The 12798-nt window shown below is 35.7% G+C and carries 13 protein-coding genes; 3 read left to right on the forward strand and 10 right to left on the reverse strand.

Features of this window, described 5'->3' with window-relative positions; all coding sequences use genetic code 11:
* Nucleotides 1-20: 20 nt before the first annotated feature.
* Complete coding sequence (locus LIS78_RS12945) at nucleotides 21-713, reverse strand: hypothetical protein (RefSeq protein ID WP_209151695.1); 693 nt, start codon at nucleotides 711-713, stop codon at nucleotides 21-23.
* 1617 nt (nucleotides 714-2330) lie between these two features.
* Here LIS78_RS12945 and LIS78_RS12950 point away from each other — a divergent pair.
* Nucleotides 2331-3266: a 3'-5' exonuclease gene (locus LIS78_RS12950; protein WP_209151696.1), complete on the forward strand. Its 936-nt coding sequence runs from the start codon at nucleotides 2331-2333 to the stop codon at nucleotides 3264-3266.
* Nucleotides 3267-3614: 348 nt separating this feature from the next.
* Here LIS78_RS12950 and LIS78_RS12955 read toward each other — a convergent pair whose 3' ends face one another.
* From LIS78_RS12955 to gad, 3 genes are all read right to left on the reverse strand, one after another.
* Complete coding sequence (locus LIS78_RS12955; protein ID WP_209151697.1) at nucleotides 3615-3797, reverse strand: hypothetical protein; 183 nt, start codon at nucleotides 3795-3797, stop codon at nucleotides 3615-3617.
* 136 nt (nucleotides 3798-3933) lie between these two features.
* The gene (locus LIS78_RS12960; RefSeq protein ID WP_252285311.1) at nucleotides 3934-4938 is read right to left on the reverse strand and encodes a hypothetical protein; all 1005 of its coding nucleotides are present in this window, start codon (nucleotides 4936-4938) and stop codon (nucleotides 3934-3936) included.
* Nucleotides 4939-5154: 216 nt separating this feature from the next.
* Nucleotides 5155-6558, reverse strand: coding sequence for a glutamate decarboxylase (gene gad / locus LIS78_RS12965; protein WP_252285312.1), 1404 nt, complete (start codon nucleotides 6556-6558; stop codon nucleotides 5155-5157).
* 238 nt (nucleotides 6559-6796) lie between these two features.
* Here gad and LIS78_RS31390 point away from each other — a divergent pair, with 238 nt between their 5' ends.
* Together LIS78_RS31390 and LIS78_RS12970 are read left to right on the forward strand one after the other, a co-directional pair.
* Nucleotides 6797-6928: a hypothetical protein gene (locus LIS78_RS31390; RefSeq protein WP_286676961.1), complete on the forward strand. Its 132-nt coding sequence runs from the start codon at nucleotides 6797-6799 to the stop codon at nucleotides 6926-6928.
* Nucleotides 6929-6964: 36 nt separating this feature from the next.
* The gene (locus LIS78_RS12970; RefSeq protein ID WP_252285313.1) at nucleotides 6965-7318 is read left to right on the forward strand and encodes an LURP-one-related/scramblase family protein; all 354 of its coding nucleotides are present in this window, start codon (nucleotides 6965-6967) and stop codon (nucleotides 7316-7318) included.
* 69 nt (nucleotides 7319-7387) lie between these two features.
* On the opposite strand, the gene LIS78_RS12975 is transcribed toward LIS78_RS12970, so the two are convergent.
* From LIS78_RS12975 to LIS78_RS13000, 6 genes are all read right to left on the reverse strand, one after another.
* Nucleotides 7388-7699: a YnaG family membrane protein gene (locus LIS78_RS12975; protein ID WP_209151701.1), complete on the reverse strand. Its 312-nt coding sequence runs from the start codon at nucleotides 7697-7699 to the stop codon at nucleotides 7388-7390.
* A 132-nt stretch (nucleotides 7700-7831) separates the two neighbouring features.
* Nucleotides 7832-9793 carry a GTP-binding protein gene (locus LIS78_RS12980; protein ID WP_252285314.1) on the reverse strand — a complete coding sequence of 654 codons (1962 nt, stop codon included), beginning with the start codon at nucleotides 9791-9793 and terminating at the stop codon, nucleotides 7832-7834.
* A gap of 738 nt (nucleotides 9794-10531) precedes the next feature.
* Nucleotides 10532-11326: a formate/nitrite transporter family protein gene (locus tag LIS78_RS12985; RefSeq protein ID WP_209149815.1), complete on the reverse strand. Its 795-nt coding sequence runs from the start codon at nucleotides 11324-11326 to the stop codon at nucleotides 10532-10534.
* A 188-nt stretch (nucleotides 11327-11514) separates the two neighbouring features.
* A complete protein-coding gene (locus LIS78_RS12990) occupies nucleotides 11515-11859 on the reverse strand; it encodes a Na-translocating system protein MpsC family protein (protein ID WP_063671655.1) in 345 nt (114 codons plus the stop codon).
* A gap of 397 nt (nucleotides 11860-12256) precedes the next feature.
* Nucleotides 12257-12448 carry a hypothetical protein gene (locus LIS78_RS12995; protein ID WP_028408436.1) on the reverse strand — a complete coding sequence of 64 codons (192 nt, stop codon included), beginning with the start codon at nucleotides 12446-12448 and terminating at the stop codon, nucleotides 12257-12259.
* A gap of 118 nt (nucleotides 12449-12566) precedes the next feature.
* Nucleotides 12567-12758, reverse strand: a complete 192-nt coding sequence (locus LIS78_RS13000; RefSeq protein ID WP_041816567.1) for a hypothetical protein — start codon at nucleotides 12756-12758, stop codon at nucleotides 12567-12569.
* Nucleotides 12759-12798 lie beyond the last annotated feature (40 nt).

Consider the following 12798-nt stretch of genomic DNA (forward strand, 5'->3'; position numbering starts at 1 on the left):
GACAGCGGGTATAACGTATGTTATTTAAATAAGCTCCATTTTGTATGAATAGGTACTAACTCTTCTTCAGACTCGTCCTCTTCGTATAAACCACGTTCTTTTAAATACTCCACAAAATATAAGTCTGCTTCCTTACGTTCATCATAAGGCTTGATTGATAACACAAATCCTACTTTATGCTGATCTTCGTTTTCAATACCTGAAAGATACGCTTTTACATTATGCTGCAAGAAAAGCTCTTTAGCAGGAATAATTAAGTCTTTAACGAACTTTGACAGCAATTCCAGCTCAAAGTCGAAGGTAAACTTAGCAATTTTTTCTAGGTCTGCAAATACCACGCCGATAAAACTCGTATTATGTATTTCGTAGTCTTTCGTTTTTTCATCCCACTCAATATGTCCGATTTCCTTTAAGTAATTAATAAAATACCCAATGCCTTCATCGCGGCCAAAAGGCTGTTTAGAAAGAACCAAACCAATTTTTTTGTACTTAGGAAGATACACGCATGAGATAGCGGCTTCAACTTTATGCTGTTGAAATAAGTGCGTTGCCCCCTGAAGCAAGGCATCTAAGACATGATGGGTAATTTTCATTTGCTTACGAGGAAAGTGATATTCGTTGCGTGCTAATTCATCTGTATCAGCAAACGTTGCTCCAATAAAGCCTGTATTGGATAGGGTAGGAGGGAGCTTCTTTCTTTTTCGTACCGTCATTCAAAAACACTCCTTGTGATCATCAATACGATAAAAAATAAATCGAACATACGTTCTTATCTAATGATACAAAAAATGTGTCGAAAAGTAAAGGAAAGTTAACGGAGAATTTGAAATTTTATAATAAAAAGTAACTAATGGTTGTAAAACGTAGCGGTTAGTAGAAGTTAAAGAGGAGAGGGGGAGCAAAAAAATAAAAGGCTGCAGATGAAAAGCATCCACAGCCTTTTATATATTCATTAACGAGCTTCTGTTAAAGCTACCATATCTTCATCATCTAAATCGATATCTACGTGACAATCCATTGTATGAATTGTTTTATCTTCATGATTTCCATAATAAATTGTAATGTTCATGAGTATCGCTCCTTTAAAACTGGATAATGACATCCAATTTATACCGTCATCTATTTGTTTAATATTATACCCGATGAAAAAGGAAACTACAACTAAAATCACTAAAAAGCTGATAAGAAAGGGGTTTTCAGCTACTTTAACAAAGAATTATATAGAATAAAAATTCAAATTAATGTATTTTATTACAGTAAATACGGGGTTTTAACTTTTGCAAATGAATAAAAATCCATTAAATGCAAACATATGTACTGAATGAAAAATATACGTTCAGTAGCAAATAAATCCTTAAAATATTACACGTAAACAAGAGTTCATTGAGAATACGGTGAGAAAAAATGAATGAGTTCACTTATAAAATTTACATTCTATAAGTGAACTCATTCATTTTTCAAAATCTATAAAAATAAACCGAACTGATCATACTTAAAAATAATCTGGTGAAATCAATATGTATTTCTATAAAATCATATCCACAATTGTTCAATTAGAACAAATCTTGCTGATAATTAGTTTGGTGAGTTAAATCATATAAACACAAACCCTAGCTTATTTTTGAATTCCGTCTCACTATCATAAGTATACTTTTATAATGAGACGGAATTCGCGTTTTATCTATTGGTTCCTAGAATATATATTATGTAAACTAGAAAAAATTTAAACAGAACAATAAGTTGCTCCCTTATGTTCTCATAAGATTCATTATAAGGACCTTTTCACTTTAAAGTTGATTATAATGAATAGGTTTGTTCCATAATTTGAGGTTACGTTCTGATAATTTAATTTCCTGGAGATCGTTACGAATGAATTTTAACAAGCTGCTGATGATTACTTTATAGGCTACACCTTTGATTTGAAATGTCATGAGGAGTTTCTGAAAACTCATAACCGCTCAATTAACTTAGAAGACTTGACACCTTCTACTAGTCGACGATTTGCACAAGAACAAGTGTTAAACATGATATTAAGTCTCGAACATTACAAAGACGAATTTCGTGTTTGTAATCACTAAGTGAATTTTGAGGGAAAATTATATGAAGTCAGACTTCATGGCAGGAATTCAAGATCCAAAATCAGACAAAAAGCTTCTTGTTTATATGTCCCTCGAAGAGCTTCAAAAACTTTTCCGCTACCTAGAAACTGATAAGCGTCCCCTAGCCTTTTGAAATAATTCATTGTTATTCTCAAAATTTGGGATTTATTGGTCCTTTCTCTTTCACCACTATTCCCTTATAATAACCTGTTAGAGAGAGGAGCATAGAATATGGCAGATGTAAAACAATTTATCTTTTTTGATTTTGAAATGCTGTGTTCAAACAAAGGAATGCCGTTTGAAGATATGGAAGCAATTCGGATTGGCGCGGTGAAGTACAATATCGAGACAGAAGACATTGAGTTTTTTGACCGTTATATTCAACCTACAAAACGGGTGTCCTTAAGCCGCTTCTGCAAAGAGTTAACCGGTATTAAAGATACTGATTTAGTCGGTGCAAGTAATTTTAAAAATGTTTTTGAAGACTTTTTAACCTGGGTTGGCGGAATTAAAAAATCCCGTTTTTTCTCTTGGTCTACCAGCGATTTATCTCGCTTAAAAATAGATGCGGAAAAGCACGAAATCTCTCTTGCTACTATAAAGAAAATAGAACAGCGTTATGTTGATTTTCAAGCAATTTTTACAAAACGTGTTTCTAAAAATAACGTATCAGTAGAAAATGGGTTAGCTTTATATAATTTGCAGTTTGAGGGTAAAAAGCACAATCCGATGTATGATGCGTATAACACTCTTCGCATTTACCTAAGCTTTTTGAACGAGCCAGTACAGTCTGATTTCATTATGATAAAGCAATTTATTCTGGAAGAAGTACCGCAGAACATTAAAGAAATGAATGCAACGCTTAGAAAGACAATACAAAAAGACCTCCACATATTTGCGGAAGAGTTAAATGAAATGTATAAAATGAAAGATGCAGTAAAAATTATAAAGAGAACTCAAAGAATCGTTAAAAAATACGAAAATATTCTTATCAACCGCTCTGGTTTGTTCTCGGAGGAAAATTGTTTTTATGCCGGTCTTTTACTGGATTTTTATCATAATTTGCTGCTTTGTTATAATGAACATCTAGAATATTCATCAAAAATTATCATTTTAGATGAGAGCACCCTACACCCTTTAAACCAGCTTTCTTTGAAGAGAGGATGAAAATCCGTTCTCTTTTGTACATAATTCAGCTCTTTCCTTATCCCCTCGTTCCCGTTCATTCCATAAACTCTCAAGAGTTGAAAGTTTTCATTTTAGTTTCCCAATTTACTTATATCAAATTCCGCTATTTTTTTCTTACCTGACGTAACAATGATAGTCCAGTAATAATGGCTAGCGGTAGAATTTTTTTCATAATGCCTCCTTAACTATACTCCTATTTATTGTACATTATATTTCTCCATTGCTTGAGGTGTAAGATAATTTGCAACGCTTTCGTTTTCATCATCCATCATTAAAGTTTTGATTCGAAACTTTAATGATGGAGTTTTTCAAAAGCATACATCATATTTAAAATTGCCCTCTGTATGCAGATATCACCATGGCGATTGCAGTCTCATTTTTTGATTCTTTTTGCTCTTCTTCCCATCCTTTTCGTTCTTCTTCTTTCATATCTCTGTTATAGACACGGAATACTTGTGAATTATTCAGTATTCCCCGACTGTTTAGTGTAGCAATTAAATCATTGATCACAGGCAATCCCTTGCATACTGATTATATTCACTGCATACGGGATGATAATCATATTTATTATTCTCTTTCCTTTGTTGTTCGCTCTAAAATTTGTCCGTGTCGCCCTCTTTGTGTTTAATAAACACTTTTATTTCTATTAGTAGCCTTCTACTGTAACATCAGTAATTGATCCATCACTAGGACTTACTTGATACCATCCTTGTGTAGCTGTATGTCCCTCTCCTGTTTCTTCATTATCAACAACGCTTTCATAAACATGAATAATATAGTTTCCTGAGTCGTCAACATGATCGTATTCTACAAGAAGCGGTGAATCTTCAGATATGCCTTGTTGCTCACGAACTAGCTGGATAGCTTGCTCTTGGGATACTGTTTGTTCGGCTGGTTCCTCTTCTTCAATTGCTTCTGTGTCTTCTTCTTGCTCTGATTCTGTTTGCGCCTCATCTTCTGAATCAGCTTCAGCTTCTTCTTCCTCATCCGCTTTTGCCTGAGCTTCGGCTTCCTCCTGCTGTTTCTTCTCTTCTTCTGCTAAACGTTCTTCTTCCGCTTTACGATCTGCTTCTGCCTGAGCTTCTGCTTCTGCATCAGCCTTGGCTTGTGCCTCTTCTTCTTTTTGTCGGTCTTTTTCTAGCTGCGCATAGTAATCATCTAATTCATTTTCCATTTGCTGCTGTTCAAGGTCTGATAATTGCTTTTGCTGTTCTTTAATTTGGTTTTGAAGCAAAGCAATTTGTTCTTCTGAAGCATTATCAACAAAATTGATGTTTTCTACATAATCACCACTAGCGTCGAAATTAACTTCCATCATACAAAAAACATTTTGCTCTTGATTAATGCCGTAGTAAATATACTGATTGTCATCTACTTGAATATACTGATACCCATTCATTACATTTAATAAGTAATCGCGATCAGCTTCTTTGGAATTAACGGCTTTTTTAATCGTTGATGCTTTTGTTTGTAATGTATTCGGCGATGATTCTTTTACAGCGGTCTTGTTACCATTTTCTTTAGTATGAACCGCTGTTGATTTCTCTGTAGGCTCTTCTTTTTGCGATACAGTTTCACTGGACTCATCGCTACACGCTGTCAGCAATACAGCTAACAGTGGAATACCAAAAGCAACTTTCAATATTTTCATAGACTATTATCCCCTTTTTTTATCTTTTTTTAGGGTTTGTATAATTCTAAAGAACTATAAAACCTTAGGAGTTATTATACCAAAATCAAGAAAATATAAGAATATTTTCTTGTATTATTTATGGTGTTTTTTTGAAAAGTATCTTTTTATGTATAAAATAAAAAACACAAAGCCGCGTTCTAAAAAATACGCGGCTTTGTGTTTGCATAATAGATGTTAATGATGAAATCCATTGTCGTATTTCGTGTCTTTAAGAACAGGTCTATCCAAAGAGTTAAGAAACTCAATAGCTTGTTTGAAATTAACCATAAATAAATGAGCCAAGTCTCTTGAAAAACCATTTCTAACGACAATGCGCATGATTGTTATTTCTTCCATGTCTGGAGGTAGCGGATAAGCAGGCACTTGCCATCCGTACGTACGCAATTGTCTAGACAAGTCATAAAGAGTCCAGTTTGGCGTATATCCTTCTTTCAGTTTCCAAGCAAGCACCGGGATATCTGAACCGTCAGAAAGAATTTCGAATGCTTCCATTTCTTGAATTTCTTTGCTGAGAAACAGCGCGTTTTCTTGGGAGGTTTTTTGCACAGCATAATAGCCGTCTTTACCTAAACGCAAGAAATTGTAGTACTGTAAAAGAACTTGTGCTCCTGGTCTAGAGAAGTTGAGCGCAAAAGTTGGCATGTTGCCTCCTAAATAAGAAACGCGGAAAATAAGATCTTCAGGCAAGTCCTCTTTTTCTCTCCAAATCACCCACCCTAAACCAGGGTAAACTAAACCATACTTGTGTCCCGACACGTTAATGGACTTTACTCGCGGCAAACGGAAATCCCAGATAAGGTCTGGTTGAAGAAATGGAGCGATAAAACCTCCAGAAGCAGCATCTACATGAATAGGAATATCTAATCCTGTCTTTTCCTGTACCTCATCTAATGCTTTTGCGATAGCAGCAATTGGTTCGTAAACCCCTGTATACGTGACTCCAAGAATCGGTACGACGCCAATTGTATTTTCGTCAACCGCATTAATCACGCCTTCTGCATCTAAATAAGGATGATCTGGATTAATGTTCACATAACGAGGCTCTACATCCCAATAGTTTGCGAACTTCTCCCATACCACTTGAACAGATGAACTAAATACAATATTCGGGCGGTCCGTTGATAGCCCTTTACTTTTACGCAGTTTCTGCCAGCGTCTTTTTAACGCTAGTCCACCAAGCATACATGCTTCAGATGAACCTGTAGTAGAAACGCCCATCGTTGTATCAGGATTAGGTGAATTCCACAAATCCGCTAAAATACGTACACATCTCTCTTCAATAGCCGCTGTTTGCGGATACTCATCTTTATCGATCATATTCTTATCAAAAGATTCTCCGTACAAACGCTTTGCATCAGGCTCCATCCACGTAGTAACAAACGTAGCTAAATTCAAGCGGGCATTTCCGTCTAAAGCAATTTCATCATGAATGATTTGATAAGCTGTTTCTGGAAGCATACCTTGATCACCAATACGCAGCCTTGGAATCGTTACTTCTCCTTGTCGAGAAAAAAGCGGATTAACAGGAAATTCATCAGGTAAATTTTTTTGTTCACGATGCGGGTGCCATTGAGGCATGAAGTATCATCTCCTTATGTATAGTGCACGTTGTATGTCTAACAAACTGCTTTACGTTCATCTGGTGTTATAACAAGCAGGGTCTCCTTTACACATTATGAGCTTTGAAACCTATTTTCATTCTTTTCATTATCCGCAGCACATAAGGGTGACCTTTATTTAGTGATACTCATAAAAATCTGCTTGGCACAACTCAAAGGGTAAAAATATGGTAATATATTCTAAAGGAGGTTTTTAGATGGAGAAACAAGGGATTATCTTGCAAGACAAGTTTTTCGAATTAGGTGAATCTCCTATTTATAATGAATCACAAGACGTTGTTGGAAATGTCGCATATAAGTTATCTATTGCTAATAAATTTGAGATTTAAAAAAACGAAGAGATCGTATTTACAGGTAAATCTAAAATGTTTGCCCTTATGCCAAAGCTGATTATTTCAGATCACCACGGAAATGAAGTTGGAAGGATTCAACGGAAATTCACTTTTTTCAAAAAGAAGTATATTTATATCCGAAACGATGGCGATACATATGAAATTATAGGAAATATAACAGATCGTAAATTTGACGTTTTACGTTCCGGTGTTCCCGTCATTCAAGTCCGGACTCTCTCTTCTTTTTTGTCATTACGTCCACACACGTTTGCTTTAGAATTTCTTGAACCTGATCTTAATAAATGGGAAGGAATTGCGGTTGTACAAGGCGTAAGGATGATGGTGAAAGACGAAAACAGCAGTACAGCTACCGCTCCGGCTCAATAGTCGTTATAGAAGATTATATGGTGTAAAAAACGAACAAGCTTTATATTAAAGTTTGTTCGTTTTTTTGAATTAAGGGCCAAATACTAGCGTACCGATGACATGGTAACCAATTGGTACAAGAAACAAGATGATATTTAAAATAATCGCCCATAGACAGAGCTTGTCTTTTTTTATAAAAAAACCAATAATTGCAGGAACAATCATGAGCGGAACTAAAAAGATAGGGGCAACAATAGGCAGTCCTTGAAGCTTTTCAGCCTCAATAAGTCCTGTAAAAAAGTTAAGAATCAATAAAGTATTAATAATGACATATAAAAGTGAAATTCCTCCGAGAATCCCACCTATTATCCCGCTTTTAGTTGTTTTAACAGTAGCATCCATGTTTCTATCACCTCGTTTTTAGAAATATAAGTAAACTATACTATAATGTGGTTTTTATTGTAAAGGTATGGAGAAAACAGCTGTTGAAAGATTGATACGAAAAAAGCACTGTAGCAATCGCTACAGTGCTTTTTATAAACAGTGCATTTTTTCCTCTGCTTCTTCCCAAGGAACCGTATATCCCTGTCCTTTGGCGCAAAAGACGGACGATGAGCTGTATTCCGGATCTGCGTCTTTATTGTAGCAGATTCGTTCGATAACTTCTTCTTCGTTATGACAGCGTTCATACCCTCCGAATAATAGAGACATCGCTCCTTTTCCATGCGTAAAAGATGCTAGCGTCGAACCGTAGTTCATAAAAGTAGCAACAGGAACTTTGCCTGTAATAATCGCTTTATTTTCAGTTGTTTGAGGAGAATCAAAGCGGCCATGTGCGCTTTGAACATCAGCTAATACCCTCCCCATTTGATCAATATCCACTTTAATTTTAAAGTCATAATACGGTTCTAGCACAATATTTTTTGCTTTTTCTAATCCTTGTCGTAATGCTCGGTACGTTGCTTCTCTAAAATCTCCTCCGCTTGTATGCTTGTTGTGAGCTCGTCCAGTACATAATGTCACTTTTATATCAGTAATAGATGAACCCGTCAGCAAACCGTGATGCGGCTTTTCAAATATATGCTGACGGACTAAATGTTGATACCCAACGGATAAATCGTCGGCGTGACAAGCATTTTCAAAGGTAATTCCACTGTTTCGTTCCGCTGCTTCTATTTTTAAAAGAACTTCTGCATAGTGTTTCAACGGTTCAAAATGTCCGTAGCCCATTACCGTATTTTCGATGGATTCTTTGTATAAAATTTCTGGTTCTTCAAACTGTACGTTTATATTAAAGCGTTCTTTGATCAATTTTTCGAGAACTTCAAGCTGAATTGCTCCCATTACATGAATATGAAGCTCTTGAGTCCTTTCTTCCCACGTCACATGTAAAGAAGGGTCTTCGGCATCTAATAATCGAAAAAGTTTAATTCCTTCTTTTGGATGAACAGAAGGCTCAAAAACAACTTTTGATTTTAACGTAGGTAAAAGTTCGTAGGATCGGCTTTCTTTTAACGTTCCAAGACCGTATCCAATCGATGCTGAAGACAACCCTGTAACCGCAAAAAGTTCGCCGGCTGAACCTTCATTAACGTTTTTAAATGTGCTTCCGTTATAAGCGCGAACCTGAGTGATTTTTTCTTCGTATAGCTCTCCATTTTTTTCATAAGATACTTCATCACGCACTTGCAGTGTCCCGCTCAGAGCTTTGATAAACGTGATGCGCATGCCGTTTTCATCGTGCCGGATTTTATATACACGCCCTGAAAATGCTTCTTCCTGCGAGTAGTGAATTTCTGTTAACAAATCGAGCTTCTCTAAAAAACTTTTCATGCCGATGTCTTGTAAAGCTGAGCCACAAGCACACGGGAAAAGCTGATTGGTTTGAATAAGCTTTTTCATGGCCGCTTTCCAATAAGCTTGATCATTCTTGCCTTCCATAAATGCATCTAGAAGCTCTTCATCTTTTTCAGCTATAAATTCAATAAGTTCCTCACTTAACGACCCATCTATAAGCTCTGACGTTATATCATAAACATCAGTGGTTAAGTTATGTTTAATATCGTTTATAACACGTTCAGAATCTGCTCCTACACGATCAATTTTATTGATGAAAAAGAATACGGGCACACGATGTTTTTGAAGCAGCTGCCAAACCGTTTCTGTATGGCCTTCCACTCCCTCGACTGCACTTAAGATGACGATCGCATAATCCATCACTTGAATAGAACGTTCCATTTCAGGTGAAAAATCGACGTGGCCCGGCGTATCAATTAAATAGTAAGTAGAACCGTTATATAAAAAAGTTCCTTGGTCGGCAAATACTGTAATGCCTCGTTCTTTCTCAATCGTATGGGTATCAAGAAACGAGTCTTTGTGGTCGACTCTTCCTCGCTGTTTAATGCTTTTTGTATGATAAAGAAGCTGTTCGGAAAATGTAGTCTTTCCTGCATCAACATGCGCTACAATACCGATCGTTTTGTTAGAGTGTTTCATTGTTAAATCCCACCTTACTGCTGTATGTATAGCTGTTACTCTCTATTCTATAATAACCGTAAGAAAAAGTGGACGACAAAGACCTAGAGCTGCTCACATCAAAAAAGAATGCGTGATTAAACATCGCATTCTTTTTTTTGTACGGCGTTTGGTATCATTTTTGCTTTTCGCTATAAAAATAGCTGCTATAAGGCATCCAATTCCAGCTAAATGCATGATGTTATTACCTATTGCGCCTAGACTGTTACTGGTCAACCCAACTAAAATGCTACCAAATATAATCAACAAAACAGCAAGCATGAACTTCATTTTTTTCACTCTCCGTTAGTAAGTTATTAAATATGATTTGCATACGGATCATATAAACCAGTAAGTAATAAGAGACTTGCTGATAAAATCAATGTTCCTGCTATTAACAAACTGTTGCTACATACCTTTTTTCTCTTTTTGCGTAAAAGCATTCCTGATATAAGAAATAGTAATGCGACAGATAGCAGAATCAATCCTATACCAATATTCACTATTTCTTTCGCTCCCTTGCGAATGTACTCATTAACATCTAGTTAACCATAATACTATTATGAAAATTAAAGTAAAAACGTTCATGACATCATATCCCAATTGATTTATATGTTATCATACATAATTTGTTAAAAATATATTTTTTCACCTTTTACAATCGAAAAGCAGCCTCTTTACTACGAGACTGCTTTTTTAATGACAACTGATGAAAACTGATTAAGAAGCTTTTTTTAATTGTTCTTTTTGTTTCTTTTGATAAGAAGAAAAATAAATAAGGCCTACAAATACAGCTCCTCCTATCATATTTCCAATAAAGGTAGGAACAATATTTGTAATAAAATCAATCCATGTAAAGTGACCTGCAAAAATGGCAGCGGGAATAATAAACATATTGGCTACAACGTGCTGAAAGCCAATCGCAACAAAAGCCATGATCGGAAACCAAATCCCAAGAATTTTACCCGTAACGTCGTCAGCACCGTATGAAAGCCAAATTGCTAAACATACAAGCCAGTTGCAGCCCACAGCAGAAATAAGCGTTTTAAAAAATGATTCATCAATTTTAGCTTGAGCAATTGCTACCGTTTTATCTAAAAAAGGACCCGTTTCTGTTAAACCTACAATATGTCCAAAGAAATACGCAATAAATACGGCTCCTAAAAAGTTAGCAAGCGTAACCCAAAACCAGTTATGAAGCAACTGACGAAGCGGAATTTTTCTTGCATACAGGGCAATGGAAACAGACATCATATTCCCTGTAATAAGCTCTGCTCCCCCAAGTACGACCAGCATAAGACCTATAGGAAAGACTGCCCCTCCTAAAAGATTCGATAAACTTCCCCATTCAGCTGGTAAATTACCAATGACGCGCACATCTAGTAAAAAACCAAGCGCAATAAACGCGCCTCCTAAAAACCCAAGCATGAGAATGGAAGAAAGGGATAGCTTCGTTTTTGAAACCCCCGCTTCTAAAGCGATGTTTAACATTTTATCCGGCTTGTGAAATGCCATAAAACTCCTCCTTAACTAAAAAAGGCAGCACTCAAAAACACCTTTTACACAAGGTTTTTGAATGCTGCCTAATAATCCTGCACTTTCTTTACAGTATATCAGTCATCATTATCTATAATAAAATCAAATAAAAAACAAGCAGATCCTACTTCTCTTTCATTTAATTAAATTATGTATTTTACGTTGTTCTACTGAATATTGGTTTCAAACACAAACACAGAAACAGCAATATCTTCTTCTACTTTGATATCGGAAAATAAGTAATCCAGCTTAGCTCCTAACAAGTCTTCAAGCCCCTCTGGAGGAGATGAAGCATAAAGGTTTTGAATAAGCTTTGTTCTTGCCATATGTACCGTCTCTTTACCTTCGGTTGTTCTCGCGATAAATTGTTCAGCTGGCGTTAAGTTGCCGTACAAAGTTGAAATAGCCATGTTTTGAACGAATACAGTATGAATTCGTTCTGGACCTTTTCCAAAAAGTTTTTTGCGCAGCTTTCGGATAATATCATTAAAATCATGTATTTTTTTAGACACTGGTGTATGCCTCCGCTTATCTCGAGTATGTCTATCCTGCTCATTCAAGTTTTCAACTAAGAATAAGTTACATTATACATGACGACGTTTACATTGTATACAATGTATCTGTTTTATCCCCGTTAATCCAAACAATCGCAAAACCATTACGAAATGATAAAAAAATCCTTCACTTATTAAAGTGAAGGATTACCTTTATATCTCTACTTAAAGGTTACAAATGGATTCTCAGTTATCAAAGAAATAACTAAGAACTTTGACAAGATAGCATGTCAAAATAGTCAAGTGGTATGTTTGTACCAGTAGTTAATGCTATCACGTTAAAGTCATGGAATCCAATTAGTTTACTTTCATAATACTTTATTTAATTTAAATATTCTTTTTTGATAGGTAACCCTTAATCTTCATCACGATCTGCTCTAAATTCATCATCAGATAATGAATTTAGTTGATGGCTAAGCTTTTCGTAGTTATCTTGTTTTTGGTTTTGTTGTACATCATTAGATATAGGAGCTTCACTAGAAACAGTAGATTTTTTTCTAGTCTCTTCGCCTCCGCTAACTCCAAACCCAACATTGTTATCTGTCATCGGATTCACCTCTTTAACTGTTATTATGGAGAATTTCTCTAAAAAAATAACAGGAAACAAAAGGAATTCCCACTTAGCTAACAGCGGTCCAAGCTTCCTTACTTAAACCAAATCGTATTTAAATAAGAAAATGCCCCGCTTTAACTCCATAGGCAATACCGATAAAAAAACTTGCTATACCTAGTGTTTGACTTTTACATACATACTTTATAGTTAAGCCTGGAATCAGACCCCATATAATGATGAAAATAGCGAACGATACTATAATAGAAGACCATGCATCTTGCCCTGATATACTTATACCTTGCATAAACGTTTCTCCTTTCAGTACTTATATCGGGAGAACATAA

This window comes from Priestia megaterium (genome assembly GCF_023824195.1).
In the GTDB taxonomy this organism is placed as follows: domain Bacteria; phylum Bacillota; class Bacilli; order Bacillales; family Bacillaceae_H; genus Priestia; species Priestia megaterium_D.